The following is a 26,413-nucleotide window of genomic DNA, read 5'->3' as shown; positions in this document are numbered from 1 at the left end:
CCGCCACCCTCTTTGTCTGGATATAAACGCAGCATGAAGCAATCCCTTCAACTGCGTCTTTCGCAGCAACTGAACCTCACCCCGCAGCTGCAGCAGTCGATCAAGCTGTTGCAGTTGTCCACACTCGATTTTCAGACGGAAATCGAGCGTTACCTGCTGGAAAATCCGCTGCTGGAACAAGATGGTGGGGGCAGCAACCCTTCCGACAGTCCCGAACCTGTTTCCGGCGAGAGCGACAGCACCCCGCAAGAACCGGCCTACGATGGCAGCGGCGACGACATGAACTGGGGTAGCGGCACCGGCAATGCGCGCAACGGTGACGATGATGACGACTTCGATCCGGCCACCCAGGTCGCCAAAGAGCTGACGCTGCGCGAGCATCTGCTGGATCAAGCCGGGGTGCTGCGTTTGCCCGAGCGCGACCATGCTGCCCTGGCTTTCATGATCGACGCAGTGGACGATGAGGGATTTTTACCAATGTCCCTCGAAGAATTACTGGAACAAATCCCGCTGGAGATCGTCACACATCTGGAGCTTGAAATTGATGACCTGGCCGTAGCACTGGCCAGACTCAAGCAGTTTGATCCCGTTGGGGTGGGTGCCCGCAATACTGCGGAGGCTTTGGGCCTGCAGTTGCGCCTGGTTGCACCTTCTCCCGCTTGCGAGCTGGCACGACAGATCGTCGGACAACATCTCGATTTATTGGCCGGGCGTGACTACACTAAGCTCAAAAGGTTACTGAAATGTGACGACGCGGCACTGAAAGCCGCGCAAAGTGTGATCACCAGTCTGAATCCGCGCCCGGCAGCACAATGGGCGGCATTGACACCACGTTACGTTGTACCTGACGTACTGGTGCAAAAGATCAAGGGGCAATGGCAGGTGAGACTCAATCCAGCCGCGATGCCGCGGTTGCGCATCAATCAAGTCTATGCAGATATCCTGCAACGTAGCGAAGGCGGTGTGCTGGCGCGCGAGTTGCAAGAAGCCAAATGGCTGGTGAAAAGCGTGCAACAACGCTTTGAAACCATTCTGCGGGTCGCTCAGGCCATCGTTGAACGCCAGCGTGCGTTTTTCGAACATGGTGAAGTCGCCATGCGCCCGCTCGTCCTGCGCGATATCGCCATGGAACTGGATCTGCATGAATCCACCGTGTCCCGCGTTACCACCCAGAAATACATGACCAGCCCGCGTGGGCTGCTGGAGTTCAAATACTTCTTCGGCAGTCACGTTGACACCGAAGCTGGTGGCGAATGTTCGGCCACTGCCATCAAAGCGCTCATCAAACAGATGATCCAGAACGAAGACAAAACCCGGCCGCTCTCAGATAGCGCCATTGCCGAAGCTTTATCCGGGCAAGGGATCGTGGTTGCGCGGCGAACCGTTGCCAAGTACAGGGAGGGCATGAACGTTCCACCCGTCAATCTGCGCAAAAACCTGTAGCCCTTATCGGTGCAGTGTCTTAATGGCTTACCAGAAGGAGAATGCCATGAACCTCAACATCAGCGGACATCACGTTGAAGTGACCCCGGCCTTACGGGAATACGTTACCAGCAAGCTCGACCGGATAACGCGACACTTCGACCAGGTTGTAGACGTCAGCACGATTCTGTCTGTAGAAAAATTGCAGCAGAAAGCCGATGTCACAGTGCGGGTTCGCGGAAAAGACATCCACGTTGAGGCATCAGACAAGGATATGTATGCGGCCATTGATTTACTGGTCGACAAACTTGATCGGCAGATTGTGAAACACAAAGAATGCTTGATGGATCATCGCGGCGAAGCGATCAAACATCAGCAAACCGTCGAAGAGGAATGACTTTCCGGCATTAACCAGTCCTTTGATACAACAAACGGGAGCCAATAATACTGGTTCCCGTTTTTGTTTATGCATTCTGGGCGGTACAATAGTATTGGTTGTGCAGTGCAATGGCACGTTAATGGGGCAAGATTGCGCTGTCCTGGCTAATAAATTGCGCAATACTTATCAAATTGCACCGTAAATGCGGTGTGGTTCGCAGTTCCAGTGAGCACTATCCAGACCGGTGAATAGAGCAAAAGCAGCCATCGGAATTCGTCACAGGTGGGGCGCGCAGGATACGCCCGCCGCTTTGGTCAGTGAGTCGGCAACACGATGAGTCTGATATCCAGAATTCTGCCCGCCAATAATGTGTTTCTAGATTTGGACGTGGGCAGCAAGAAACGTGTTTTCGAACAGGTGGGGATACTGTTCGAGAATAGTCACGCCATTGCGCGCAGCGTTATTTTCGATAGCCTGTTTGCCCGTGAAAAACTCGGCTCAACCGGCCTGGGCCAAGGTGTGGCAATTCCACACGGCCGGATCAAAGGGCTGAAAGAAGCCAGCGGCGCGTTTATCCGGCTAAAAAGCCCGGTGCCTTTTGATGCGCCGGACGGGAAACCCGTGAGCCTAGTCTTTGTGTTGCTGGTTCCCGCTGCCGCCACCGACCTGCATTTGCAGATATTGTCCGAGCTGGCCCAGCTCTTTTCTGATAAAACCGTGCGCGAACAACTTGCAACGGCCAGCGACGTGGACGCGGCCTGGAAACTGATTTCCACCTGGGAACCGTATGCCGCAGATTACCGTTAGACAGCTGTTCATCGATAATGCGGAAAAGCTCAGGCTCACCTGGGTAGCAGGTCAATCCGGTGCCAACAATCTGCTCACCAATGATGCCGCCGAACAAAAGCCGCGTCTGGCACTGGTTGGTCACCTGAACTTCATTCACCCCAACCGCGTGCAGGTTTTGGGGATTGCCGAAGTCAATTATTTTGCCGGTCTTAGCCCCGAGGCCCAGAAAGATTCGGTCGAACGCCTGTTTGCCAATGAAATGGCACTGATGGTGGTTGCCAATGGCCAGCCCGTGCCCGACACCTTGCGTGAAGGTGCCGAACGTCACCACGTACCGCTGCTGACCTCCACCGAACAATCGCCATATTTGATGGACGTGCTGCGCTATTACCTGGCCAAGGCACTCGCCGTTTCCACCCACTTGCATGGCGTGTTTCTGGACGTGCTGGAAGTGGGCGTATTGCTGACTGGCGAGTCGTCGATGGGTAAGAGCGAACTGGCACTGGAGCTGATCTCACGCGGCCACGGTCTGGTGGCCGACGATGTAGTTGAGGTTTATCGCACCAACCCGGAAACACTGGAAGGTCGCTGTCCGCCGATGCTGCGCGATTTTCTGGAAGTACGGGGGATCGGCGTGCTCAATATCCGCACCATTTTCGGCGAAACTGCCGTGCGCCCCAAAAAGACGCTCAAGCTGATCGTGCATCTGGCTAAAGCGGGCGGCGAAACGCTGGCGCCAATTGATCGGCTGCAAATGCAGGCGGCCACGCAGGAAATCCTCGGCGTGCAAATCCGCAAACTGGTGATTCCGGTGGCGGCGGGTCGCAACTTGGCGGTACTGGTTGAGGCCGCGGTACGTAACTATATTCTGCAATTGCGCGGCATCGACTCCACCCGCGAGTTTATTGAACGGCACCAGCGCTTTATGGAGCTGGGCGAATAACGATGACGCAAAAACGGCAACAGGTCATCCTGCTTTCAGGGGTCTCGGGCGCGGGCAAGAGTGTAGCGTTGCGCATTCTGGAAGACCTCGGTTATTTCTGCATCGACAACCTGCCCTCGCCCATTTTGCCGCAAACCGTCGCGCTGCTGGATGAAGATGGCTACCCCAAGGTTGCCATTGCCGTTGACTCTCGTAGCGCGCACAACCTGGCCGCTTTTCCCGATCACCTGGCGGCGATGCTGGAACTCAAAGTCGACGCCCGCTTGTTGTTCCTGGAGGCGAGCGATGAAACGCTGGTGAAACGTTTCTCGGAAACCCGCCGCGCGCATCCGCTCTCTGGCGGCAATCTCACCGTTACCGAGGCCATCGCGCTTGAACGTGAGATTCTGGAATATTTCTCCGCCAATGCTCATCGCATAGATACCAGCGTGCTATCGGCAAACCAGTTGCGGGCAATGGTGCGCGACTTTGTCGGGCTGGATCAATCCCGGCTTACTTTGATATTTGAGTCGTTTGGCTTCAAGCACGGCTTGCCACAAGATGCCGACTTTGTATTCGATGCGCGTTGTTTGCCCAATCCACATTACGATCCGGTCTTGCGCCCACTCACCGGCAAAGACCAGCCAGTCATTGATTTCCTCAAACGCCAGGAAGCCGTGGGCCGCTATTTAACTCACTTGATCGGCTTTCTGGAGCACTGGATTCCCGAGTTTGATCGCGACCACCGTAATTACGTTACGGTCGCGATTGGTTGTACCGGTGGCCAGCATCGTTCCGTTTTCCTGGCGGAACAACTGGGCCGCCACTTCGCCAATCAACGCCAAGTTTTGATACGCCATCGTGAGCAACATGGTACGGCCTGAATGGCGTCTGTTGCAGCCCGGTGACTGGTTGGTGATGTTGCTGGCATTGAGTCTGGTCATCGCTTTAGCCAGTTATGCCTGGCAGCGCGATACCGCAACGCATGTGCGCATTTATCAGTCCGGCAAATTGTTTGCCGAGCTCGATCTGGCAGCTGATCGGCAGATGAAAGTACCCGGCCCGTTAGGTGACACCACCGTTCAGGTCGCTAGCGGGCGCGCGCGTATCGCCGCCGACCCCAGTCCGCGCCAGTATTGCGTGCGGGCAGGCTGGCTGACCGAAACCGGTCAGATCGCCATTTGCCTGCCTAATCGCACCAGCATTGAACTGACAGGTAGCCGCGCACGCGCCTATGACAGCCTCAGTTACTGATAGCGCGCCGCTCAAAGTCGTCGCGGGCGCAGACGACCTGCGCATCGCCCGTTATGCCGCAATCGCCATCTTGCTGGGCGTGATCGAGGCGGGCTTCCCCTCGCCCATCCCCGGAGTAAAACCCGGCATTGCCAATATCATTACGCTGGTGGTGCTGTGGCGCTACGGCTGGCGTGATGCCGCCTGGGTTTCATTGCTGCGGATCTTTGGCGGGGCGTTGGTGCTCGGTGGCTTTCTCTCACCAGGCTTTGCGCTGAGCGTGTGTGGCGGCATTGTTAGCCTGGCCGCATTGGCTGCAGCCCAGTATTTGCCGCGCCGCTGGTTCGGCCCGGTCAGTCTTTCACTGATTGCCGCTTTCGCCCATATTGCCGGACAACTTGGGCTGGCCCGACTGTGGCTGATCCCCAATAATGGGCTGATCCGCCTGGCGCCGGTGTTTTTTGGCGCAACACTGATTTTCGGGCTGGCAAACGGGCTGATTTGCGCCCGCTTGCTCAACGCATCGCCCAAGGAAACTACACCATGAAGACCATTACCGTCGGGCTCACCGGCGCCTCGGGTTTGCCATATGGCATGCGTTTGATCGAATGCCTGCTGGCGGCGGGTTGTCATGTGCATGTGCTGTACACGCAAGCGGCACAGATCGTCGCCAAACAGGAGCTGGGCTACACCTGGCCGGGCCGGGCGGCAGATTTTGATGACTGGTTGCGCGAACACTTCAAACTGCCCGCTGATACCAAACTGGATGTCTGGGGCCAACAGGAATGGTTTGCGCCCATGGCATCCGGCTCAAATCCAGGCGATGGCATGGTGGTGTGCCCCTGTACTATGGGCGCGTTGGCGGCTATTGCCGCAGGCGTGTCAGATAATCTGCTGGAACGCGCTGCCGATGTCATGATCAAGGAAGGAAAAAAGCTGGTGCTGGTGCCGCGCGAAGCGCCGTTCTCCGCGCTGCACCTGGAAAACATGCTCAAGCTGGCGCGGCTGGGCGTAGTGATTCTGCCGCCCAACCCAGGTTTTTATCATCATCCGCAGAGGATTGATGATCTGGTGGATTTTGTGGTGGCACGCATTCTGGACCAACTGGCCATTCCCCACACACTGATGCAGCGCTGGGGCGATAAGGCCTGACTGAAAAACTAGAGAGCCTGTTCCGTAACACGGAGAGCAGCTTTCTCGCGAGCCACTGCCCGCTGGCTGACGCGGGCAAATTGCAGCGTCAGCATGACTGCAGTAAATCCCAACGCCACCACCAGTGCCTCCCAGTACCCCACCGCGCCGCGACCAACAATGGTATCGCCGACGCCGAAAGTCAGCGCATAGCCCAGCGGCAAGCCAATCACCCAGAACGCAGTGAGATGGATGATCATTGGTGTGCGCGTCACCTTGTAGCCGCGCAATATCCCGGCAGCGACCACTTGGGTGGAATCAAACAACTGAAAGAATGCGGCATAAACCAGCAACAACGACGCCAGCGCCAGCACTTGCGCATCCTCCGTGTACCAACTTGCGACCCAGCCATGCCCAAATGCGGTAAACAGCCCAGATACCGCGGCTGCTGCCACACCCATCTTGAAGCCAGCCCAGCCAATAAAGCGTGCATCTTGTGGCTGCCCGGCACCCAATGCCTGACCAACCCGCACCGTCAGGGCGGTGCCCAAGGCAGCTGGAATCTGGAACACCAGCGAAGCAAAATTCAGCGCGATCTGGTGCGCGGCGACCGGCACTGTACCCAAGCGAGCGATCAGCAGCGAGATACCGGCAAAGGCGCTGACTTCCACAAAGAACATCAGTCCCATGGGCACACCCAGCTTGAGCAACTCACGCTGGCGATGCCAGTCGATGCGCACCCAGTGGCGCAACGGATAAGTCTCGCGATACACCGGCGAGAATCGCATCCACGCCAGCATCATGACGGCGCTGGCCCACAGGCAAAATGCCGTGGCATAACCGCAACCCACGCCACCCAGCGCCGGAAAGCCAAAATGGCCGTAAATCAGAATCCAGTTCACCGGCACGTTCAGCGCCAGCCCCAGCAAGGCGATCACCATCAGCGGTTTGGTACTGTTTAGACTTGCACTGTAGCTGTAGCAAACCCGGAAAAACGAGAACGCTGGCAAGCCCCACGCCACTGCACCGAGGAACCGCCGTGCTTTGTCGGCCACATCCGGCGTCAAGCCGAGATGATTAAAGATGGGCATCGCCAGCCATACCAGGCACAGCCCAACCACGGTGAACATCGCCGCCTGATAAAACGCCTGTTGCACCAGACCAGGAATACGTTTGGTATCGTTGGCGCCCACCGCATGCGCGATCAGCGGGCTGCTGGCCAGCAGCAGACCGATCATGGTCACGATGACGGTGATCCAAACGGAGGCACCCACGGATACGGCAGCCAGATCGCCCGCCGAAACGTGACCAGCCATCACCGCATCCACAAACGCGGTGCCCACTTGGGCCAACTGGCCAATCATGATCGGCCAGGCCAGATGCCAGGTGGCGCGGATTTCACGCCAGATACGCGGCAGAGTCATGCGGTCCTTGCTAAAGCGCTTAAGCTTTTTTGATTATGTGCGATTGATATGAGGTATTGCGCCACTCACAGCCGGTCAGACCGGCAACTTGCAAGTGATTGGTATGTGACCTGCGTCAATCCAGTGGTGTGCACTGCGGCCTGGCTGGCACTTCGTAACTGCCAATCAGTTCTGGCAGGTGCTGACACAGCAACAAGGCGGCCTCCAGCTCGATATCCAGTACCGCCAGCGAACCGTCATCCAGCAGTTGCGTGTGATAACCCAGCGCCACTGCCACCGCTGCGGCTTTGGATAAAGGCGCAGGGCCAGCACTGGCCGCGCATTTCAGGCGCAGCCAACGGCGATAATCGAGTCGCAAGCTCAAAACAGCTTGCGGTTTGCAGCGGCGTTGTTGGAACAAAGCGAACTCGGGAACAAAACAGTCGTACATGGTGGCCTCCTGAAGTTGAGAAAAAATCAACGACGGCCACCGGTCTTCTGATCCGCGCCAAAACCAACAATGATTCGGGCACAGGCGGCCGACGCTTTAGCAGCATTTCCCGAATCCACTCAAGTGGTTCGGCGCGCCCCGCAAGTTGTCGCTTAACTCGGCGCGGCCACGCTTGCGCGCGGCAGGTATTACAGATGCAGCAAAATCTGAAAACAAAAAAACCTGCGTGCCAGACGCAGGTCGCGGCACGCTTTAGCAGTATTTATAACGCGCCCGCAAGCTGGCTGATCAAATCGGCGCGATAGTTTCATTTGTACGCCTTGGCGGCGGGAGGCGTCAAGTAGTGGCTCAAGTGGTTTAGGTCTGCAAACGACGGGCTGGCTGGGCCGAACCGCCCAACGATCACACCAAACAAGATTGAAAGCTCACACCGTAACCCCACTCCGCATTCGCCCCATCACCCTGCGCAAGTCTCGCGCCGAGCCAAACCCCGACAACTCCGCCACTCGCTCCATCGGCAAGCGACTGTCCGCCAGCAGGGCTTGCGCCTGCGCGACTCGCAGCAATCGTAGATATTCGGTTGGCGCGGTTTGCGCGTGTTCACGGAACAGGCGGGTCAGGTGGCGGGGGGAGACATGCACCAGCTCTGCCATGTTTTCCAGTGACCAATCCGCCGCCACATCTTGCGCCAGCTTTTCCTGCACCCGATGCACCAGCGGGTGTAGATGGTTGCGATGTTGAAACCAGGCGGATAACTGCGGATCATCGCCACCACGGCGAAAGTACACCACCAACCGGCGAGCAATTTCGGCGGCTTTTTGCGGTGAGATTTTGGTAGCGATCAGCTGCAAGGCCAGATCTATCCCGGCAGTAATGCCAGCGGACGTCCAGATCGGCCCATCTTGCACAAACACCCGGTCGGCCTCGACTTTGGCGGCGGGCGCAAACTGTTGCAACTCGGCGGTATGCATGTAATGCGTGGTGCAGCGACGCCCATCCAGCAAGCCCGCTTTGGCGGCGTACAACGCCCCGGCACAAACGGTTGCCAGTTCAATGCCTGGCTGGAGCATGGCGGTGCGCAACCAGCGGGTGATGACCTCGCCCTGCGCAGTATCTGCGCCGGGCTCATGGCCGGGAACGATGAGCAAGGCCGGTGCAATCAGCCTGGCGGGCAGTGGCTCAAGATTGGCAATGGTGACGCCGACCAGTGTGCGTGCTTCACGGGCAGGCCCGACAAAGTGCAGCCGGAAGTGCTCGTCGCCCGCCATACGCAGGGCTTCTGCCGGACCGGCCAAGTCAAGCAAAAGTAAGTCATCGGCCACCACCAGCCAGATATCAAGCGGCATATTGCTCGTCCAGCGCGGCCAGACATTCTGCCACTGTGGAAACTCGCGCAAACCGGCCAGCCAGGACCAACTCCGTGCGATGTTTGATCTGTGCAGCAGTCACCGTCACACCGTCGGCATGCGTCATCGGCCAGGTCAGTGTGGCTTCGGAGACAAAATCGACCGCGTAGCCCAGGTCAGACGCCACGCGCGCTGTGGTTTCGCAGCATTGCTCGGTGCGGATGCCGCTGATGCTGACATGGTCAATGTCATTGGTTTTGAGCCATTCCAGCAGGCCGCTTTCGGTCAAGGCATTGTGCACGTGTTTGTTAAAAACCAGACCACTTGGATCGGGCATCCAGTCCAGCGCCACACACAAGCCGTTAGCCGGGTCGAAGGCGCCCGCCGAGTGATGGAATATCTGCACCACTGGCCAACCCCGCGCCTGGTATCCGGCGATCAGCGCCAGCTGCTTCTCTTTAAATGCGGGTAGATCATCTTCAGTCCAGAACGGGCGGTGCATAAAAGATTTCTGGACATCAATTACAATCAGGGCAGATTTCATGGCAAGGCTCCTCGGGTTGGTTGCAGCCTTAATTTACGATGCAGCATGCCATGAACCAAGGGGCGCTGGCGACCAGTAGCGGACAATTCAGGACATACCCTGTTGAACGCGCTCACTCGGGATTTTTTGAATCCAGTTGCAAGGTTACCGGTCCATCATTCAGCAAGCTCACCTTCATATCCGCGCCAAATACTCCGGTTGGCACTGGTTTGCCCAACAAGGCAGTCACCCGGGCGACGAAATCATCAAACAACCCAGTCGCATGCTCACCTTGGGCCGCGCGCATCCACGAGGGCCGATTGCCTTTCTTGTATGAGCCAAACAAAGTGAACTGCGATACCGCCAGGATTTCGCCACTGGTCTCCAGCACCGAGCGGTTCATTATTCCTGCGTCGTCTTCAAACACGCGCAGTTTGCAGACCTTGGCACTCATCCACGCCAGATCTTCGACCGTATCGGCGGGTTCAATCCCCACCAGCAGCAGCAAGCCAGCGCCAATGCGGCCGACGGTTTCACCCGCCACATCGACCTGTGCATGCTCCACCCGTTGCAGCAAAACCCGCATTGTGACCGCCCCTTTTTGCAATTTCGCCAAAACCCTCATGTTAGCGGGTTATTGGTGCCCGTCTGTACCGATCAGCGCCGAATTGGTGCCAAGGCTGGCGTTCAATCGCGGATTTCTCTAATATCATCAATCCCCTTGGATATTTGTAACCCTGTTGCTGAAGGAAAAGATGATGAAGAAGGTAGGCTTGGTCGGTTGGCGCGGCATGGTGGGCTCGGTGCTCATGCAACGTATGCAGGAAGAAAAAGATTTCGACCTGATTACCCCGACATTCTTCACCACCTCGCAAGCAGGCAGCACCGCGCCGAACTTCGGCAAAGACGCAGGCACGCTTAAAGACGCGCACAACCTGGACGAGTTGCGCGCCATGGACGTGATCATTTCCTGCCAGGGCGGTGATTACACCAACGACGTATTCCGTCGCCTGCGGGCTTCGGGCTGGGAAGGTTACTGGATCGACGCCGCTTCTACCCTGCGCATGGAAGACGACGCAGTCATCATTCTGGACCCGGTCAACGATGGTTTGATCCGCAACGCCGTAGCCAATGGCGTCAAGAATTTTGCTGGCGGCAACTGTACCAACTCCATCCTGCTGATGGGCGTGGGCGGTTTGTTCCGCGAAGACCTGGTGGAATGGGTTAGCTCGATGACTTACCAGGCGGCCTCCGGTGCGGGCGCCAACAATATGCGCGAACTGGTCAAGGGCATGGGCGTGATTCACGCGGCCGTGGCTGATGAGCTGGCCAATCCGGCTTCGGCCATTCTGGAAATCGACCGCAAGGTGGCCAAATCCATCCGCGAAGATGTGCCGACCGAGTTCTTCCCGGCGCCACTGGCTGGCGGTTTGATCCCGTGGATCGACAAGCAACTGGAAAACGGCCAATCCAAGGAAGAATGGAAAGGCCAGGCCGAAGTAAACAAGATCCTCGGCACCGACAAGACTATTCCGGTTGATGGCCTGTGTGTGCGAATTGGCGCAATGCGCTGCCACAGCCTGGCGCTGACCATCAAGCTGAAGAAAGACCTGCCCTTGAGCGAAATCGAAGCACTGATCAAATCCACCAACCAGTGGGTGAAGTGGGTGCCGAATGATCGCAGCATCACCGAACAAGAACTGACCCCAGCCGCCATCACCGGCAAGCTGGATATCGGTGTTGGCCGCGTGCGCAAGCTCAACATGGGCCCGGAATACATCAGCGCGTTCGTGATCGGCGACCAATTGCTGTGGGGCGCTGCCGAGCCACTGCGCCGTATGTTGCGTATTTTGCTGGATAAGTAACAGACCGCCAGAAACGCTGGCTTGCTTCATCAAAAACCCGTGCTTGTCGCGGGTTTTTTGTTGCCAACGTGCGTGTCATGCCGCCGCACTAACGGCTTTGGTGTCTTATGATGGTCTGGTGCCCACATGGAAAACCGCATGGACTTCATCAACCTTTATCTGCAGCGTCTTGGCCTGACGCGAGACAGCCTGCCCGCCGACCCGGTAGCGCGCTTGAACCTGCTGCACAATACCCACCAGCAATGCATTGCCTTCAACAACATCGAAGTTCTGCTCGGTCGTCCGCCCGAACTCGACCCGGATAAGGTCGTCGACAAGGTGCTGCGACGTGCTCGTGGCGGTTACTGTTACGAACTCAATGGCCTGTTCGGTTGCTTGTTACGCGAGCTGGGTTACGACACGCATTTTCATCTGGGCAAGATGCTGGCCGGTAGCGGAGTCGGGCCGGAAGAACGTCCACGCACTCACCACGTGATATCGGTATTGATTGAGCGCCAACGCTGGATGATAGATGTGAGCTTTGGCGCGCGCGGTCTGGTTGAAGCGGCGGTATTGCAGACCGAACAGCCTTTCACACAAATGGACACTTTGCGCTATCAGCCCTATGGCGATGGGTATCTGCTGCAAAGCCAGATCAAGGGCGAATGGCAGACCCTCTACTGGTTTGATCTGGTCGAGGTTTACCCGGCGGACTGTGTCATGTCCAACTACTACTCGTCGACGCACCCAACTTCGCCGTTCCTGCACAATCTGATGGCCCTGCGCCTGACCGGCCCACGTGCTCGTGTCACCTTCAACAATCTGCGTGTGGCGCAGGTGAGCAATGGCGTGCGCGAAGAAACACTGTTGACATCATCGCAGCAGTTACGCGACGCAATCGAGAAGCATCTGCATATCGTATTGGATCACACCGAGGCAGAGAGTTTGTACCTGCGGATCAGTGAACAACCCGCACTCCAGCTGGTCTGATCCCACCCCAGAGAATGCGCAGCCGCTAAAATGGCGTTTTACCCGCGCCACCACCATGCCCACCTATACGCTTGCCGCGCCAGTGCATGCCGAACTGGAAATCAAAAAGAGCCGCTTCCTCGGTAGCGTCCTGCCTGTGGCAGACCGTGCTGCTGCTTTGGCAATCATCGCACGCACACGTTCCGAGCATTCCGCCGCAGCCCATGTCTGCTGGGCTTTGCTGGCTGGAGGTGAATCTGGCATGTCGGATGATGGTGAGCCTTCCGGCACTGCCGGGCGTCCGATGCTGAGCGTACTTCAGCATCACCATCTGGATGGCGTGCTCGGTCTGGTTGTGCGCTATTACGGCGGAATACGGCTAGGCGCTGGCGGCTTGGTCCGCGCTTATACCGATGCAATTGCCAGCGCTATTAAACAGGCCCAAGTGGTTCTACTCACGGCCAAGGTCACCATCGAGATCGAGATTCCCTATGCCGATGAAGCCCGTGTACGCCACTGGCTGATGCAATCCGGACACTTACTGACCGCTTTTTCTCACGCCAAACTTGTAAGACTTTGCTTTATAACAAATGCAAGCGATCAAGCAATAGTAGAAGAAAACTTGCAAAACCTGACCCAAGGTCAGGTGCGATTTGTGGATGCCGCTGCATCAGCCCGATAAATCGCAATGGCATAAAAACCTGTCTAAACAAGCCTCAACACCTTCCCCTCACGGGCTTGCCGGATCGCCTGCAGATTTAGTATCAAATGAGACTGTTACGTTTATCCATTCTATTTCTTACAAAGATTGCACAAAAACATCAGATTTCACTAATATAGTCGAAACAGCATGGCCCCGGTCATGCCACCACCCATAAAAAGTCAGGGACACCCTCTTGGAATCTTTGCTTGAACAAAGCCGGAAACTTGTTGTTGCCGGCACTTTACTCACCACGCTGTTGCTAACAGCATGTGGAGGCGGCGGTGGCGGCGATAGTTCGCCCTCCCAAGCCGCAGCCGTAACTCCGGTACCCACCCCAGCGACACTGACCGGCGTGTTCATCAGCGAGGTCGGCAACAACGCGTACTACAACACTGCGGCCTGGTTCGAGATTTACAACAAGACTGGGCACGCAATTGATCTGGCCAGCTATTCCGTGCGAACTCGGGCAATCAATCCGGATAACGGTACGCCAGCAGCACCCGCAATTGAAACGTTTGCGCTGCCCCATCTGACTATCCCCGATCAAGGTCGCGTGGTGGTCGCCAGCAAAGTCGACCCGACGCTGGTGAACAACAGCAATGTGACTTATATCAGCGATGCCAGCGGCTACGTTCCAAGCTGGAGCACCGCTGCGGGTTTCGTCGAGTTACTGGCAAATGGCAAGACAACCGACTTTGTCCGGTTTGGGAGTGAGTCGACTGCACCGATCAGTTCCGGTATGTGGATCGGCGCGAACGTCCCTGCATTTGCCAAGACTTCTGATGTAAACGGTATCAACACTCTGAGCTCGTCTATCGTTCGCCTTGATAGCAATTTCACGCAAACGCACACCAGCACCGACTGGACGGCGGTGAATTTCTCGACGCCTGGCGGCCCCAATGACGTTGGCCCCGGCGTGGTCGACAGCGATGCCGATGGTATTCCCGACAGCGCCAAAGTCTCCGGTGGCACTTACAGCGGCATCGACTTGTACAGCATGGGTGCACGCCCCGGCCAACGCGATCTGTTCATCCAGGTTGATTACATGAACAGCACTGACCCGGGCATTACGCCTCAGCAGCAAGCCTTGCAGAATGTGGTTGCAGCGTTCAGGGCGCATAACATCGCCGTTCACTTTGATGCTGGTAACTTGTTCGCCGCCGCATTTGATCCGGTTAACTTCAACCTCAGTGGCGCGGTCAGCAACAAGCGAGCCTTGGTGCCATGTACAACTGTGTATTCCACCAGTCAATGCACCGATGTAAACACAATCAAATCGGCTGCGTTCGATTACCGTCGCAAGGCCATGTTCCGTTATTTGCTGATGGCCAATAGCCAGAACCTGGACGGCTCATACAGTTCCTCGGGCGTTGCCGAATTGCTGGGGCCGGACCTGGTGGTCACCTTGGGTGGCTGGAATCTGAATACCAACAATGCCGCCAATACCAACATGTTGGTCAACTATCAGGCCGCGACCATCATGCATGAGTTGGGTCATACGCTGGGCCTGCAACACGGTGGAGACGAATCCACCAACTACAAGCCAAACTACTACAGCGTCATGAACTACATGTATCAGCTGTATGGTTTACCCAAAGACCCAACCGGCGCCGATCAAGCCACCAACAGCAACGGTTTGTCTGAGGTCAATGAGCGTTATTACCTTTACAGCCTCAGCCTGCAATCGAATCCACCTGCCCAGTTTGTGCCGGGCATTAACAACACCGCCTATTACCCGGCAGTCATGCATGACGGCCCCGCGACGACCACTTTCAAGATGGATTACTCTGACGGCACTGGTGCATTGCTGGACGAAAACCTGCTGAATGAATCATTGGTGATCGGTCGCGGCGCAGGCGCGAACGCCTACGGCGATTGGGATCTGAATGGCCACAATACGACTGGCACCTATCGTTTTCATATTGTGGACGAGGGCATGGATACTAGCTTCACCCAGATGCACGATTACAATGACTGGGCCAACCTCGTACTGGCAATCAATAAGTACGGTGTGGCGCATTTTAATGGCGCCAGCATCAAATCTGCTTCCTCTGCATTGCCGAGCACGCCATATGATCCGGTATTCAATACCCGGCGCCCGCTAGCACGAGAAGATGCGCCACCCGCCTTGTTGATCAAGCACCTGCGCGCGCTCAATCCATAATGGTGAGCATGAAAACCATGAAAAACCTGCTCTGGGTTTGCCACGGATTGCTGGCGTTTGCGCTCACTCATGCGAACGCAGCAACCCCATTGCAGATCCAGGGCGCCACTTTTCAGCCCCAAGAGGCCAAGGTCGCATTGCCCGCGGTGGATCGACAGCAGGTTTTGCGCTTTCGGCTGGATCAGCCAGTGACGATTTCAGGTTGGCCAGCTTCGCTGCCCCGCAAGCTCGGCCAGCAGAATATCTCGCTGATGAGCCTGCCCAATCCGGCTGGGCCAGTAACTTTTGCACGATTTACGCGTGCGGGAGTGCCAACGCCTTGGCTGGTGCTGGTTTCCCGAGGTCGCTCTGGCAGCGAAATCATCGCGCCCTGGCGCTTGAAGATAGAGCCTGCAGGCCGCTATTCGCTCAACGCGGGTGACGGTTCAATACGCCTTATCCATCTGGCGCAGCCCGTCATTCTGAAAGATGCGCAGGGGGTGCGCTGGCAATTTGAACTGCTCAGTGTGAGTGCTCCGGCCAACTCCGGGCAGGATCAGGAAGCGCGCGGCGATTGGTATCTACGCCAGCTAAGTGAATAAACCAGTATTGGCAGAAAATAAAAGGCCGCCCGTTCAACTACGGGCGGCCTTTTTTGCGTATCGCATTCGCGCAAATTTATTCCGCCAGTCGTCGCCGAAACAACCATCGCTGCTCGTCGCTGCCGTCCGCCACAAATGCATAGCCTTCCAGATCAAAATGTTTAAGCTGCTGCGGATCGTCCAGCTGATTCAATGCCGCGTAGCGCACCATCAGGCCGCGGGCGCGTTTGGCGTAGAAGCTGATGATCTTGTACTGGCCATTCTTGAAGTCTTCAAACACCGGGGTAATTACCGGGCAGTTCAGCAATTTGGGCTTGATCGATTTGAAGTATTCGTCCGAGGCCAGATTCACCAGCACTTTTGGCTTTTGCGCGTTGAGTGTTTGTGTCAGCGTATCGCCCCACCAGGCATACAGATTTTTACCCGCCGGGTTAGCCAGCGACTTCCCCATTTCCAGACGATAGGGCTGGATCAGGTCAAACGGCTTGAGCAAGCCATAAAGGCCGGAGAGGATGCGCAGGTGAGATTCCAGATAATCGAAATCCGGCTCGCTCAAGTGCGCAGCACCCAGCCCTTCGTAAACGTCACCCATAAACGCCAACACCGCAGCCCGTGAATTGCGGGCGGTGAACGGGCGCTTCCAGCTTTGGTAGCGACCTGCGTTCAGTACGGATAACTCGTCCGAGATATCCATCAGTTTGCCCATATCCGCTGGCGTCATTTGCTTGAGGATATCGACCAGTTCGGCGGAGCGATCCAGGAAAGCGGGTTGAGTATGCCGCCTGGTTACGAGCGGCGAGGTGAAATCGAGCGTTTTGGCGGGCGAGATCACCATCAGAAAACCCGCGCGCTGGCGGGTTTTGCGAGGAGTGGCCGCCAATGGCGCGGTCAACGGTTGGTTCATTACTGTTGCTCTTGTTGCTAAACCGGGGGTTATTCCGGCTGTTGGGTATTGATTTGCGCATCGCGCAGCAAGGCGGCGAGTTCCATTGCTGTTTTGACGTGCATTTTTTCCAGAATACGCGCTCGGTGTACTTCCACCGTTTTCATGCTGATCGAAAGATCATCGGCAATTTGTTTGTTCAGGCGGCCAGTCAGGATCAGCTTCATCACTTCGCGTTCACGCGGCGTCAGCGTGGACAAGCGAATTTCTACGGCGTGTTTGGCTTGCCACTGATTGCGGCGCGTGGTGTCGGCGCGCAGACAGCTTTCGACCAGATCAACAATTTCGTTATCGCTGAAGGGTTTTTCTACGAAATCGGCCGCGCCACCTTTCAGCGCGGCAACCGCCATCGGTACGTCACCGTGACCAGTCAGAAACACGACTGGCGGGGTATAGGCATACTCTTTCAGGCGTTCAAACAATTCGGTGCCGCTCATGCCGGGCATGCGCACATCCAGAATCAGGCAGCTAAAGCGCTCGGGCGCGTAGTCAGCAAGGAACGATTCCGCTGAGGCAAAAGCTTGTACCTCGTGATCGCGGGTAGAAAAAAGCCAGGCCAGTGCGTCACGCAGGGCGTCGTCGTCGTCCACGATCGCGATGCGGCCGAAGTTGTTGGCTTTCATGGGTTTGCTCCTTGAGTCATGATCAATGCACGTTCCGTGAGGTGCGCCTTTATAACGCGTTTGTGACGACCAAAAAAGTAGTTTCCGTTTTTCGACTACAAATCTTGCTCAACCAACCCTTCGTCCGTTGTTGGGAACGGTACCGTAAAGATGAAACGCGTACCACCACCAGGATTTTCTTCCACCCACATCCGGCCGTGATGATGTTCGATAATGGATCGGCAAATATTCAGGCCAATGCCCATACCGGTGTCTTTGGTCGAGAAAAATGGCTTGAACAATTGTTCGCGTTGTTCTGGCGCAATCCCCACGCCACGGTCGGCAATCGTCACCCGTAGCATCTCGTCATCACGCGACAGGCCAATGGCCAGGGTACGCCGGTCACGCGGGGTGGCATCCATGGCTTCCAGCGCGTTCTTGATCAGATTGAACAATACTTGTTCCAGCATCACCGCATCGGCATAGATGGGCGGCATGCCTTCGTTCTGGGCAATGGAAATTTCCACACCACGCCGCACGATCTCATGCCCCAGCAGACCGAGCACGGTTTCCAGCAAGGTGTTGATGTCACAGCGCTGCCGCCGCGGCGCGCGACGTTGTACGAACTCGCGAATGCCGCGAATGATGTGGCCAGCGCGTTTGGCTTGTTCGCCCATTTTGTCCAGCGCCTGGCCCAGCTGCGGCAAATTTGGCGCAGTGCTGGATAGCAGATTGCGGCAACCCGAGACATAACTGGCAATGGCACCGAGCGGTTGATTCAGTTCGTGCGCCAGGCTGGAAGCCATTTCACCCATGCTGATCAGGCGGCCGGTTTGTTGCAGCGCTTCGTTTTGTTGGCGCTCGCGCTCGCTGGCGCTCTTGAGTGCGGTGATGTCGGTGGCAATCTCCAGCCATACCGCAGAACCATCCACCCAAGTGCTCTGGCGACTTTTTACCTGATACCAGTGATCGCGATAAGTGTCGTACCACTCGGCATCCACCGGAGGCTCGGCCCGGCGCACTACCAGCGGCACAATACAGCAGCGTCCGCGCAGATCCGGCAACTGAAAGGCGCGATCGAACTGCAGATTGGACATCAACAATTCGCCGGTTTCAGCATCGGTGACCGCCACCGACGCATCCAGGCCATTCAGCACCGCCACAAAACGTTCGTGCGAGGCTTGCAGCGCTTCGCGCTCGCGGCGGATTTCAGTTACGTCATGCAGCGAGCCCATCCAGCCGATGTGGTGACCATCGCCATCGACCAGGCGTGAGGCGTGGATACGCACGTCAAAGCGTTCGCCATTACGGCGCATCAGTCGCACCATAAAACCGGATGGTTCGACATGTCCCGCAACAATGGCATCGTAAGTGGCCTGGCAGCGCTCGATTTCTTCGGGCGGCCAATATGGCATCGGCGGCCGGGTTTCGCGCAGTTCTTCGGCGCTGTAGCCCACCATCTCGCCAAAAGCGCGATTGGTGTAAATGATGCGGCCACGGCGATCGAACGCGATCATGCCGGACACCAGCGAAGTGTCCACCGCATGGCGAAATGCGACCTCGGCCTTGAGTTGTTCTTCCGCCTGCGCACGCACCTTGATCATGCGATTGAGCGCGGCGGTGGAAGCCAGCATGGCGATGGCCAACACCAGCATCAATGCAGGCAGGATGTCACCGGTGGCGGAAACCGACCCGGCGTAGAGATCGCCCTTGAGCTTCATCTCCAGCGGCGGCGCGGTGAGCTGAATGGTGTGGCTAATGCCGGTGGTGTCCAGTTGCCGCTGGAACTTGGCAGCGAGCGGATGACCGTTCGCGTCGATCAGCGATATCTGGTAGCGCTGGGCAATCCACCACGGCACCTGTTGCTGCAGCAGCGTATCAAGCGCAAACACCGCAACAATAAAGCGCCGCCGATCTGGCGTGGCGATGGCGTAAGTGACTTTGGGTTCGCCATGCGACACCGACACCTCACCCCAGCCTCCAGCGCCCTCATAGGGTACCGACCAGTTGTTCTGGGTCGCGGCATGCCATAGCACCAAACCATGCCCGTTCTGCACGGAGAAACTGGCAATCTCCGGACTGGACTGAATCAGCGACTGCACGCGGGCCTGGAATATCGGCTCGCTTAGATCGGTGATATTGAGCGTGGCGGCCAGCCCGGCCAGCGATTGCAAATCGAACGTGATCTGCTGTTCGATGGCTTGTTTTTGCCACAGCAGATCCTGTTCCAGCAAGGTAGAGCGCTGACTGGTTGCTTCGTCACGCGATTGCAAAAGCCAGGCTGCGAAAGCCAGCGTAAACACGCCGGCCAGCAGCCCGGGAATCAGTGGAAGCCAGCGCGCGAAGCGATGGGGTGAACTCATGCACCGGGTTTTACTGCATTCACCAACGGCTGTCCATTTTGATATGCAGTGATGTTTTCCAGTACGGTATGCGCGATGGCGGCCAGCGCCTCATCCGTCAGAAAACCCTGGTGCGAGGTGATCATCACATTGGGAAAGGTGGTCAGCCGCGCCAGCATGTCGTCTTTGAGCGCCTCATGCGACAGGTCCTCAAAGAACACGCCTTCTTCGTACTCGTACACATCCAGCCCGACGCCAAACAACTGGCCGGTCTTCAACGCCTTGATCAATGCTTTGGTATCAATCAATCCGCCGCGACTGGTGTTGATGATGACCGAGCCCTGCTTCATCTTTTTCAGCGTAGTGGCGTTGATCAGATGCTGGGTTTCCGGGGTCAGCGGCGCGTGCAATGACACGATATCGCTCTGCCCGAGCAAGGTATCCATATCCACAAATTCGCAGCCGATCTCGGCAGCACGCTCGGCTGACGGAAAGCGGTCATACGCCAGCACCCGGCAGCCAAAACCCTTGGCGATCTTCATCGCTGCCACGCCGATCTTGCCAGCGCCAATCACGCCAAAAGTGCGGCCATGCAGGTTGAAGCCAACCAGGCCATCCAGCGAAAAATTGCCTTCGCGAATACGTTGGTAGGCGCGATGCGTCTTGCGTACCAGCGTCAGCAGCAAGGCGAACACGTGTTCGGCCACCGCTTCAGGCGAATATGCGGGCACACGCGTCACCGTGACACCAAACTCGGCAGCGGCGGCAAGATCGACGCCATTGAAACCGGCGCAACGCAATGCCACATGCCGTACGTTCAAACGGGCCATTTCCTGCAACACGGCACGATCCAGCCGGTCGTTAACGAACGGACATACCACATCAAACCCAGCCACCAGCGGCACTGTGGTGCCATTGAGCCGATCTTCAAAGAAGGCCAGCTCGTAGCCAAATTTCTTGTTGGCGGCTTCCAGCCCCGCCCGGTCATAACGTTTGGTATCAAAAACAGCGATGCGCATCCACTTATCCTCAGGGCAGCGCCCGACCTAATTGCCCCAGCCCAGCGAAGTATGGGCGCACTGCAAGGTGCGCTCACGCCAGAGGTGGCCTTCCAGTTGGCGTGCAATGGCACCGACATCGGTATCCGATCGATCAATTGTTACCAATGCTGCGGTGCGTTCCCCCAAGCCTTCTGCCAGCGTGATTTCACCCATGTCGGGCACACCCAGGTCGGCCAACATGGTACGCACTTCATCCACGGTAACGTCTGGCGGCAGGTTGCCGAGCATGATTTGAGCCATGGGAAACACTCCTTGATAGAAGAAAATTGATAGTCGAAAACCAGTGTAGGCGGATTGTCGGGCTAGCGAAACGCGGAAAATGCATTTTGATTGGTGGAGCCCGCCCGCGTGGGCTGGCTAAGGCTTGCGGCCGGCCTTGCTGCGAAAGTGCGCATACTTGCTGCCGCGTGCGGCATGGGCCATCCAGCCTGGTGCCACCGCTTCCAGCGCGGTAGGCTTGAAACCTGGAATATCCGGGAAAGGCTGATCAGTCACATTATCGACGCGCATCGAATCCAGATTGTCACGACTCAGCGGTGGATTAGGCAGCAAGGACATCGCCGCCGCCTGCAACCGCGCCGCCCAATCCGGCAATGGCAATACCGGGCGCGCATTCCCACTCAAGCGACCGGCATAGCGCACCAGTTCGGCCAGCGTGTAGACCTTGGGGCCAGCCAGATCGAAACTTTGCCCGATCCAGTCGCGCCGATGCAGGGCAGTCTCAAACACCCGCACCACATCCTGCACCCATACCGGCTGAAAGCGGGCATGCGCACCGGCTAAAGGCAGCAACGGTGCCAGCTTTTGCAGTTCAGCAAACAAATTGAGGAAGCGATCCTCTTCACCAAATACCACCGATGGCCGAAAGATGGTCCAGTCCAGTTCGCTTTGCCGCACCAATGCCTCAGCCGCGCCCTTGCTGCGTTGATACATTGATGCCCCGGCCGGGTCCGCGCCCAACGCGCTCATGTGCAGGTAGCGTCGGCCGCCATTGGCCTGGCAGGCCGCAATGATATGCCGCGTCAGTTCGACATGAGCCAGCTCAAACTGTCGCTGGCTGCCTTGTAACAAGCCAACCAGATTGACCACCACTCGCGCTTCGCGAACCAGGCGCTTGAGCACAAGCGGGTCGTGTACGTCGGCTTCGATCAGCTCAACCCGTGGCAGCGTCAGCAGATGCTCCCGGGCGCGTTCGCGATCCCGGGTGGGAATGGTTACCGGATAACCAACACGACACAACCGTGCGGCCAGAGCGCGGCCGATAAAGCCGCTGCCACCAATCAACAGTACCGGGTGCAGTACCAGACTCTGAACCATGCGCACTCCTTGCCCGCTTTACCCCTGCAATCAGGGGGCGTCGATGGTCGCCGCATCTACGTTTTTGCCCGGAATCGGCGCCAGCCGCGTGTGGAAAGATTCGGACTCGCCAAACGATGCGCCGTACAACTGGGCGTTGGCCATCACCTTCTTTACGTAGTCGCGGGTTTCTTCAAACGGAATCGTTTCAATATAGACAATCGGGTCCAGCTGCCGCGTGTCATCCTGCCAGGCTTTCGCCCGCCCTGGCCCGGCGTTGTAACCTGCGGTAGCCAGAATGGCCTGGCCACCGAGGCGGTCCAGAATATAGCGCAGATAAAACGCGCCATAAGCCACGTTGGTGTCCGGATCGGTCAGGCTGCTGATATCCAGTTTTTTCTGGCCGTTTTTCTTGCCCACCCACTGCGCAGTGGAAGGCATCAATTGCATCAAACCGCTGGCCCCTGCGCCCGAGCGGATGTCCGCCACAAAGCGGCTTTCCTGCCGAATCAAGCCGTATACCCAGGCCGGATCAAGATTCTGCGCCCGCGCTTCGCGTTCGATCTGCTCGCGATAAGGCGTCGGGAAACGCATCACCAGACCCGATAGCGGTTTGGCGCGTTCAGCCGAATAGATCGAGCGATCATAAATTTTGTTGCGTGCGGCCAAGGTAGAAGCGGCGACCAGTTCTTGCGGGCTCAGATCACGCATGGCCCAGTTCCACTCGCGATTGCCCTCAACCCGCCAGTTCTGGCCGAACAGCGCCAGGGCTCGCACCACGCCCGGCTTGGCGCCTACGGTTTTGATTTCAGTGTCCGTCGGCAAATAGGGCGATGGCGTGGCTTCCAGCGCCGGACCGGCTTCTTCACGGGCGAGCAAGGCATAGAAATCATCGCCGTCAGACAATTTCAGCAGGATAGGTGCGGCCTCCTGCGCCCGATTGGCACGTTTGAGAGCCTGCGCATACCAGTAACGCCAAGCGTTTTCGGCGGCTTGATCTGCCGGCATGGCGGCAATGCGATCGAGCACGGCGGTCATGTCACCCACGCGCAAAGCGGCGCGCACGGACCATGCCCGACCATCGGCATCCAGGCCATCCAGTCCGCCACGGCTAAACCAGCCGCTGGCTTCTGGATACTGTTTTTTGGCAGCGATTTCGGCAATTTGCTGCCAGCCATACCGGCGATCTGCTTCCGGCAATTTTTCTTTCAGGCTATCCAGCGCTTGTGCTGCGGCATCCGGGTCGGTACGAGCAATGCGCTGAACTGCAAACAGCGCCACTTCGCGACCCGCACGGTGACTGTAATCCAGCTTGCCCAAGGCTTTTTGCGGTTGCGAATTGGCCTGCCCCAACACGCGCCCGGTCAATTCGGACGGAAACCCGACTCGCGGAGCCAGCTGGGTGGCAAAGTCGTTGCGCCCAGCCGACAAAGCCATACGGATGCGTAGCCAGGCATCTTCTTGCGTTAGCTGCCCGGCAGAAAACAGACTCTCGAAGATGGGGCCACAACTTTCCGGCTGACCTTTATCGGCAAACCAGAAGCCGCGCAATTTGCTCAAATCTGCGCTGCCGGTAGCCGCGATACGGGCTTGGGCATTCAGGCACTGCAAATCAAGCGACGGTGAATCCAGCTTGGGAAACTCGACCACGTAATGCGCCCAGTCCTGGCGCCGACCCAATTCTTTTAGCCAATCCTGACGCAGCCGTTCGGCCAGCGGCGTGCCGTCAAACCGGGCAAAAAAAGCGTCCACGTCTTCTTGTGCCACGGTATTCAGTTGGGTACTGAGCAAGTAATAACGCGGGTACATCTCCAGCGGGTCGTTCTGCGCGTTGTCAGCCATGCGACTGAGCGCCGGAATATCGCGACTGCGGGCGGCTTCACGCAGCGCGGAGAGATCAATCTGGGCATGGGCGCCGATGCTGGCAACCAACAGGCAAAGGAATACGGGAAGTTTCATGAAACCGGCGACTCAACGGAATGGGATGGCGCGAAAGTGCAGATTTGAATACAGCACTGGCTTTGCCGAAGCATAGGGCATGCCCCGCACCGTGTCACAGGTCATTTTTGTGTCAGCAAGTACGAGGTTCAGGCTAGACAAACCACTCGATCACACGTTCCCCATCCTGAACGACACACCATTCCATTCTTGTAAGTGCCGTCCTGCAAATTGCTACTGCAGTAGTGCACGCACCGCGAGGTTGATCCCGGCACCACCAGCAATCAGCCAGACAAACAGCGTCGTCGCCAGTAACAGTGGTTTTACCCCCGCCGCCCGGATGGCGGTGATGCGGGTATCCAGCCCCAGAGCGGCCATGGCCATGGCCAGCAAAACGGTATCCAGTTGCAGCAAAGCGTTGACCATCGGCTTGGGCACCCAGCCCAGCGAATGCACGCCCGCCATGACAATGAAGATCAGTGCGAACCACGGAATGGTAATGCCGCCGCTGGCTTTCTCTTCACCCGCTTGCGGAGCCCGCGCCACCCACCAGGAAACAAAGACCAGGAACGGAGCCAGCATCATGACCCGGATCATTTTGGCAATCACGGCCGTGTCCGCCGTGGCCGGACTGACCTGGCTGGCTGCCGCCACAACTTGCGCCACTTCATGGATGGTCGAGCCGGTATAGATACCAAATGCCTGCGGCGTAGCCAGCAAACCCAGGTGCTGGGCCAGCGGGTAAAGCGCCGGATACAGAAACATGGCCGCAGTACCAAACACCACCACGGTCGAAACGGCGATGGTGACAGTCGAAGGTTTGGCCCGCAGCACAGGTTCAGTCGCCAGCACGGCGGCGGCACCACAGATCGCGCTACCGGAGCCGATCAACAGCGCGGTTTGCCGATCCAGCCCAAAAATCCGCGTACCAGCCTGATAAGCCAGCACCAGCGTACTGGAGAGCACCAAGCCGTCGATCAGCACAGCGGAAATACCGACCGCGCCAATTTGCTGAAATGTCAGACGAAAGCCATACAGAATGATCCCCAGCCGCAGCAGTTTTTGCTTGGAAAATTTCACCCCCGGCCCGCAACGCTCACCCATGGCGGGATAAAACGTATTGCCCAGCACCATGCCACCGACGATGGCTAGTGTGAGTGCGGACAAGCCGGTGGATTGCATTGCTGGCAGGCCAGCCAACCAGCTGGCCACCGCAGCGAATAGCAACGTCAGCAACAACCCGGGCGCATGCTGTAACAGCGCCATGCCCCAGTTGGCGTAAAAAAGACTCGCATCGGCCAACGCATGCTGGTTAAGTGCTGGATTAGCTGTTTTGCTAAGGGAATCCACGGTTTGCCACCTGGCTACAGAAAAGACAAACCCATGTTATTCAGTTTGGTTATATATTAATAACCAATAGTTTCATTGAGACTGATCGGAAAAATCGATGATCAAACTGACCTTGCGTGAACTGGAAATTTTCCTGGCTACCGCGCGCGCTGGCGGGGTCACCGTTGCAGCGGAGCAGGTAGGGTTGTCGCAGTCCGCAGCCAGCAGCGCCTTGGGCGAACTGGAACGCCGCCTTGGCGTGCAATTGTTTGATCGGGTCGGCCGCAGGGTAGAGCTTAACGAACACGGACGCTGGTTGTTGCCCCAAGCCGAAGCCTTGCTCGCACAGGCCCGCGTGATTGAAGAACGATTTCGCACCGATGCGCCGGCACGATTGCGTCTATATGCCAGTTCCACCATCGGCAACCGCGTATTGCCAGAATTGGTCGCCCGTTTCTTGCAACAGGCACCGGACAACCGCATTGAGCTGGCCATTGGCAACACTGCCGATGCCGTGCAGGCCGTGGCGGAATATCGTGCAGACCTCGGGCTGATCGAGGGAATCAGCGATGACGGGCGTATCACAGTGGAACCGTGGTTACGCGATGAACTGGTCGTAGTGGCGCCACCGGACCATACCTGGGCCGGTCAATCCGTGTCGCCCACCCAGCTGGCCACGGCGCGCTGGTTATTGCGCGAACCGGGATCAGGCACGCGTGAGGTATTAAGCGGGGCATTATTACCGCTGGCGGGCAGTCTGGAGGTGGCGCTGGAATTAGGCACCAGTGAAGCCATCAAGGGCGCAGTGCGCGCAGGATTGGGCCTGGCTTGTTTGTCACACCGGACTGTTTCAGGCGAATTGGCTCGCGGCGAGCTGATTGCGCTGGCCACGCCAGAGCTGGATTTAACCCGCCATTTTTATCTGATCCGCGCCCGCGATAAAATCCCCACGCAAGGCATGCAGCGCTTTCACGCCTGGTGCATGGCGCTACTTGCCGAGGAATCTCCTGGTACAGCGAGCGCGGCAAAATAGCCGAAAACC

At 57.4% G+C, this 26,413-nt stretch carries 27 protein-coding genes and 1 riboswitch; of the genes, 14 read left to right on the top strand and 13 right to left on the bottom strand.

Translation table 11 applies throughout. The annotated features are described in order from the left end of the window. Nucleotides 1-33 precede the first annotated feature (33 nt). The 8 genes from P4L78_RS00695 to P4L78_RS00660 all read left to right on the top strand — a co-directional run bounded on the left by P4L78_RS00695 (nt 34) and on the right by P4L78_RS00660 (nt 5,897). Nucleotides 34-1,443, top strand: coding sequence for an RNA polymerase factor sigma-54 (locus P4L78_RS00695; protein ID WP_309326279.1), 1,410 nt, complete (start codon nt 34-36; stop codon nt 1,441-1,443). Nucleotides 1,444-1,489: 46 nt separating this feature from the next. Beyond that, a complete protein-coding gene (hpf, locus tag P4L78_RS00690) occupies nt 1,490-1,819 on the top strand; it encodes a ribosome hibernation-promoting factor, HPF/YfiA family (RefSeq protein ID WP_283150872.1) in 330 nt (109 codons plus the stop codon). A 315-nt stretch (nt 1,820-2,134) separates the two neighbouring features. Beyond that, nucleotides 2,135-2,608: a PTS IIA-like nitrogen regulatory protein PtsN gene (gene ptsN / locus P4L78_RS00685; RefSeq protein ID WP_283150873.1), complete on the top strand. Its 474-nt coding sequence runs from the start codon at nt 2,135-2,137 to the stop codon at nt 2,606-2,608. After that, nucleotides 2,589-3,533, top strand: a complete 945-nt coding sequence (gene hprK / locus P4L78_RS00680; protein ID WP_283150874.1) for an HPr(Ser) kinase/phosphatase — start codon at nt 2,589-2,591, stop codon at nt 3,531-3,533. Before ptsN ends, hprK begins: the two co-directional genes overlap by 20 nt. A gap of 2 nt (nt 3,534-3,535) precedes the next feature. Beyond that, complete coding sequence (rapZ, locus tag P4L78_RS00675; protein WP_283150875.1) at nt 3,536-4,396, top strand: RNase adapter RapZ; 861 nt, start codon at nt 3,536-3,538, stop codon at nt 4,394-4,396. Then, the gene (locus P4L78_RS00670) at nt 4,383-4,766 is read left to right on the top strand and encodes a NusG domain II-containing protein (protein WP_283151414.1); all 384 of its coding nucleotides are present in this window, start codon (nt 4,383-4,385) and stop codon (nt 4,764-4,766) included. The genes rapZ and P4L78_RS00670 overlap by 14 nt, the downstream gene beginning before the upstream one ends. Then, nucleotides 4,747-5,292, top strand: a complete 546-nt coding sequence (locus tag P4L78_RS00665) for a Gx transporter family protein (RefSeq protein ID WP_309326275.1) — start codon at nt 4,747-4,749, stop codon at nt 5,290-5,292. The genes P4L78_RS00670 and P4L78_RS00665 overlap by 20 nt, the downstream gene beginning before the upstream one ends. Continuing rightward, the gene (locus tag P4L78_RS00660; protein WP_309326273.1) at nt 5,289-5,897 is read left to right on the top strand and encodes a flavin prenyltransferase UbiX; all 609 of its coding nucleotides are present in this window, start codon (nt 5,289-5,291) and stop codon (nt 5,895-5,897) included. Before P4L78_RS00665 ends, P4L78_RS00660 begins: the two co-directional genes overlap by 4 nt. 8 nt (nt 5,898-5,905) lie before the next feature. On the opposite strand, the gene P4L78_RS00655 is transcribed toward P4L78_RS00660, so the two are convergent. From P4L78_RS00655 to dtd, 5 genes are all read right to left on the bottom strand, one after another. Next, nucleotides 5,906-7,300: an MATE family efflux transporter gene (locus P4L78_RS00655; protein ID WP_283150878.1), complete on the bottom strand. Its 1,395-nt coding sequence runs from the start codon at nt 7,298-7,300 to the stop codon at nt 5,906-5,908. A gap of 115 nt (nt 7,301-7,415) precedes the next feature. Continuing rightward, nucleotides 7,416-7,730: a hypothetical protein gene (locus tag P4L78_RS00650; protein WP_309326270.1), complete on the bottom strand. Its 315-nt coding sequence runs from the start codon at nt 7,728-7,730 to the stop codon at nt 7,416-7,418. A 230-nt stretch (nt 7,731-7,960) separates the two neighbouring features. Then, a riboswitch (SAM riboswitch) is annotated at nt 7,961-8,040 on the bottom strand. Nucleotides 8,041-8,155: 115 nt separating this feature from the next. Continuing rightward, on the bottom strand, nt 8,156-9,076 hold the full coding sequence (locus tag P4L78_RS00645; protein ID WP_309326268.1) for a DJ-1/PfpI family protein: 921 nt from the start codon (nt 9,074-9,076) through the stop codon (nt 8,156-8,158). Then, the gene (locus P4L78_RS00640) at nt 9,066-9,620 is read right to left on the bottom strand and encodes an isochorismatase family protein (protein ID WP_309326266.1); all 555 of its coding nucleotides are present in this window, start codon (nt 9,618-9,620) and stop codon (nt 9,066-9,068) included. The genes P4L78_RS00645 and P4L78_RS00640 overlap by 11 nt, the downstream gene beginning before the upstream one ends. A gap of 112 nt (nt 9,621-9,732) precedes the next feature. Beyond that, entirely contained in the window at nt 9,733-10,185 is a 453-nt protein-coding gene (dtd, locus tag P4L78_RS00635) for a D-aminoacyl-tRNA deacylase (RefSeq protein ID WP_309326264.1), read from the bottom strand. A 172-nt stretch (nt 10,186-10,357) separates the two neighbouring features. On the opposite strand from dtd, the gene asd reads away from it, so the two are divergent. From asd to P4L78_RS00610, 5 genes are all read left to right on the top strand, one after another. Beyond that, a complete protein-coding gene (gene asd / locus P4L78_RS00630; RefSeq protein WP_309326370.1) occupies nt 10,358-11,464 on the top strand; it encodes an aspartate-semialdehyde dehydrogenase in 1,107 nt (368 codons plus the stop codon). Between the two features lie 138 nt (nt 11,465-11,602). Continuing rightward, the gene (locus tag P4L78_RS00625) at nt 11,603-12,433 is read left to right on the top strand and encodes an arylamine N-acetyltransferase (RefSeq protein ID WP_309326262.1); all 831 of its coding nucleotides are present in this window, start codon (nt 11,603-11,605) and stop codon (nt 12,431-12,433) included. Further along, entirely contained in the window at nt 12,405-13,094 is a 690-nt protein-coding gene (locus P4L78_RS00620) for a YigZ family protein (protein WP_309326260.1), read from the top strand. Before P4L78_RS00625 ends, P4L78_RS00620 begins: the two co-directional genes overlap by 29 nt. Nucleotides 13,095-13,308: 214 nt before the next feature. Next, the gene (locus P4L78_RS00615) at nt 13,309-15,279 is read left to right on the top strand and encodes a hypothetical protein (protein ID WP_309326258.1); all 1,971 of its coding nucleotides are present in this window, start codon (nt 13,309-13,311) and stop codon (nt 15,277-15,279) included. A gap of 17 nt (nt 15,280-15,296) precedes the next feature. After that, nucleotides 15,297-15,860, top strand: coding sequence for a hypothetical protein (locus tag P4L78_RS00610; RefSeq protein WP_309326256.1), 564 nt, complete (start codon nt 15,297-15,299; stop codon nt 15,858-15,860). Nucleotides 15,861-15,936: 76 nt separating this feature from the next. Here P4L78_RS00610 and yaaA read toward each other — a convergent pair whose 3' ends face one another. The 8 genes from yaaA to P4L78_RS00570 form a co-directional block, all read right to left on the bottom strand. Next, nucleotides 15,937-16,695, bottom strand: a complete 759-nt coding sequence (gene yaaA / locus P4L78_RS00605; RefSeq protein ID WP_309326368.1) for a peroxide stress protein YaaA — start codon at nt 16,693-16,695, stop codon at nt 15,937-15,939. Between the two features lie 98 nt (nt 16,696-16,793). Further along, entirely contained in the window at nt 16,794-17,426 is a 633-nt protein-coding gene (locus P4L78_RS00600) for a response regulator transcription factor (protein ID WP_283150887.1), read from the bottom strand. A 95-nt stretch (nt 17,427-17,521) separates the two neighbouring features. Further along, entirely contained in the window at nt 17,522-19,768 is a 2,247-nt protein-coding gene (locus tag P4L78_RS00595; protein WP_283150888.1) for an ATP-binding protein, read from the bottom strand. Next, the gene (locus tag P4L78_RS00590) at nt 19,765-20,766 is read right to left on the bottom strand and encodes a 2-hydroxyacid dehydrogenase (RefSeq protein WP_283150889.1); all 1,002 of its coding nucleotides are present in this window, start codon (nt 20,764-20,766) and stop codon (nt 19,765-19,767) included. The genes P4L78_RS00595 and P4L78_RS00590 overlap by 4 nt, the downstream gene beginning before the upstream one ends. Nucleotides 20,767-20,793: 27 nt before the next feature. Then, complete coding sequence (locus P4L78_RS00585; RefSeq protein WP_283150890.1) at nt 20,794-21,048, bottom strand: hypothetical protein; 255 nt, start codon at nt 21,046-21,048, stop codon at nt 20,794-20,796. Nucleotides 21,049-21,165: 117 nt separating this feature from the next. Next, nucleotides 21,166-22,125 carry a complex I NDUFA9 subunit family protein gene (locus P4L78_RS00580; RefSeq protein ID WP_309326255.1) on the bottom strand — a complete coding sequence of 320 codons (960 nt, stop codon included), beginning with the start codon at nt 22,123-22,125 and terminating at the stop codon, nt 21,166-21,168. A gap of 30 nt (nt 22,126-22,155) precedes the next feature. Continuing rightward, nucleotides 22,156-24,063 (bottom strand): transglycosylase SLT domain-containing protein, encoded by a 1,908-nt coding sequence (locus P4L78_RS00575; RefSeq protein WP_309326254.1) that lies wholly within the window; start codon nt 24,061-24,063, stop codon nt 22,156-22,158. A 213-nt stretch (nt 24,064-24,276) separates the two neighbouring features. Beyond that, on the bottom strand, nt 24,277-25,392 hold the full coding sequence (locus tag P4L78_RS00570; protein WP_283150893.1) for a YeiH family protein: 1,116 nt from the start codon (nt 25,390-25,392) through the stop codon (nt 24,277-24,279). A gap of 97 nt (nt 25,393-25,489) precedes the next feature. On the opposite strand from P4L78_RS00570, the gene P4L78_RS00565 reads away from it, so the two are divergent. Then, the gene (locus P4L78_RS00565; RefSeq protein WP_283150894.1) at nt 25,490-26,404 is read left to right on the top strand and encodes a LysR family transcriptional regulator; all 915 of its coding nucleotides are present in this window, start codon (nt 25,490-25,492) and stop codon (nt 26,402-26,404) included. Nucleotides 26,405-26,413: the final 9 nt, after the last annotated feature.

It is taken from the genome of Silvimonas sp. (genome assembly GCF_031291215.1).
Lineage (GTDB): Bacteria > Pseudomonadota > Gammaproteobacteria > Burkholderiales > Chitinibacteraceae > Silvimonas > Silvimonas soli.
The sequence above is the reverse complement of the archived record's forward strand: the minus strand, read 5'-3'. Positions and strand labels throughout refer to the sequence as shown.

Bases quoted from the DNA above. Each gene is read 5' to 3' on its own strand.
- P4L78_RS00590 (WP_283150889.1), bottom strand. From the start codon at position 20,766: ATGCGCATCGCTGTTTTTGATACCAAACGTTATGACCGGGCGGGGCTG.
- hpf (WP_283150872.1), top strand. From the start codon at position 1,490: ATGAACCTCAACATCAGCGGACATCACGTTGAAGTGACCCCGGCCTTA.
- P4L78_RS00575 (WP_309326254.1), bottom strand. From the start codon at position 24,063: ATGAAACTTCCCGTATTCCTTTGCCTGTTGGTTGCCAGCATCGGCGCC.
- P4L78_RS00625 (WP_309326262.1), top strand. From the start codon at position 11,603: ATGGACTTCATCAACCTTTATCTGCAGCGTCTTGGCCTGACGCGAGAC.
- P4L78_RS00670 (WP_283151414.1), top strand. From the start codon at position 4,383: ATGGTACGGCCTGAATGGCGTCTGTTGCAGCCCGGTGACTGGTTGGTG.
- P4L78_RS00695 (WP_309326279.1), top strand. From the start codon at position 34: ATGAAGCAATCCCTTCAACTGCGTCTTTCGCAGCAACTGAACCTCACC.
- P4L78_RS00655 (WP_283150878.1), bottom strand. From the start codon at position 7,300: ATGACTCTGCCGCGTATCTGGCGTGAAATCCGCGCCACCTGGCATCTG.
- hprK (WP_283150874.1), top strand. From the start codon at position 2,589: ATGCCGCAGATTACCGTTAGACAGCTGTTCATCGATAATGCGGAAAAG.
- P4L78_RS00665 (WP_309326275.1), top strand. From the start codon at position 4,747: ATGACAGCCTCAGTTACTGATAGCGCGCCGCTCAAAGTCGTCGCGGGC.
- P4L78_RS00600 (WP_283150887.1), bottom strand. From the start codon at position 17,426: ATGAAAGCCAACAACTTCGGCCGCATCGCGATCGTGGACGACGACGAC.
- P4L78_RS00640 (WP_309326266.1), bottom strand. From the start codon at position 9,620: ATGAAATCTGCCCTGATTGTAATTGATGTCCAGAAATCTTTTATGCAC.
- P4L78_RS00585 (WP_283150890.1), bottom strand. From the start codon at position 21,048: ATGGCTCAAATCATGCTCGGCAACCTGCCGCCAGACGTTACCGTGGAT.
- P4L78_RS00565 (WP_283150894.1), top strand. From the start codon at position 25,490: ATGATCAAACTGACCTTGCGTGAACTGGAAATTTTCCTGGCTACCGCG.
- P4L78_RS00580 (WP_309326255.1), bottom strand. From the start codon at position 22,125: ATGGTTCAGAGTCTGGTACTGCACCCGGTACTGTTGATTGGTGGCAGC.
- P4L78_RS00660 (WP_309326273.1), top strand. From the start codon at position 5,289: ATGAAGACCATTACCGTCGGGCTCACCGGCGCCTCGGGTTTGCCATAT.
- dtd (WP_309326264.1), bottom strand. From the start codon at position 10,185: ATGCGGGTTTTGCTGCAACGGGTGGAGCATGCACAGGTCGATGTGGCG.
- P4L78_RS00650 (WP_309326270.1), bottom strand. From the start codon at position 7,730: ATGTACGACTGTTTTGTTCCCGAGTTCGCTTTGTTCCAACAACGCCGC.
- P4L78_RS00645 (WP_309326268.1), bottom strand. From the start codon at position 9,076: ATGCCGCTTGATATCTGGCTGGTGGTGGCCGATGACTTACTTTTGCTT.
- rapZ (WP_283150875.1), top strand. From the start codon at position 3,536: ATGACGCAAAAACGGCAACAGGTCATCCTGCTTTCAGGGGTCTCGGGC.
- P4L78_RS00610 (WP_309326256.1), top strand. From the start codon at position 15,297: ATGAAAAACCTGCTCTGGGTTTGCCACGGATTGCTGGCGTTTGCGCTC.
- ptsN (WP_283150873.1), top strand. From the start codon at position 2,135: ATGAGTCTGATATCCAGAATTCTGCCCGCCAATAATGTGTTTCTAGAT.
- yaaA (WP_309326368.1), bottom strand. From the start codon at position 16,695: ATGGTGATCTCGCCCGCCAAAACGCTCGATTTCACCTCGCCGCTCGTA.
- P4L78_RS00595 (WP_283150888.1), bottom strand. From the start codon at position 19,768: ATGAGTTCACCCCATCGCTTCGCGCGCTGGCTTCCACTGATTCCCGGG.
- asd (WP_309326370.1), top strand. From the start codon at position 10,358: ATGAAGAAGGTAGGCTTGGTCGGTTGGCGCGGCATGGTGGGCTCGGTG.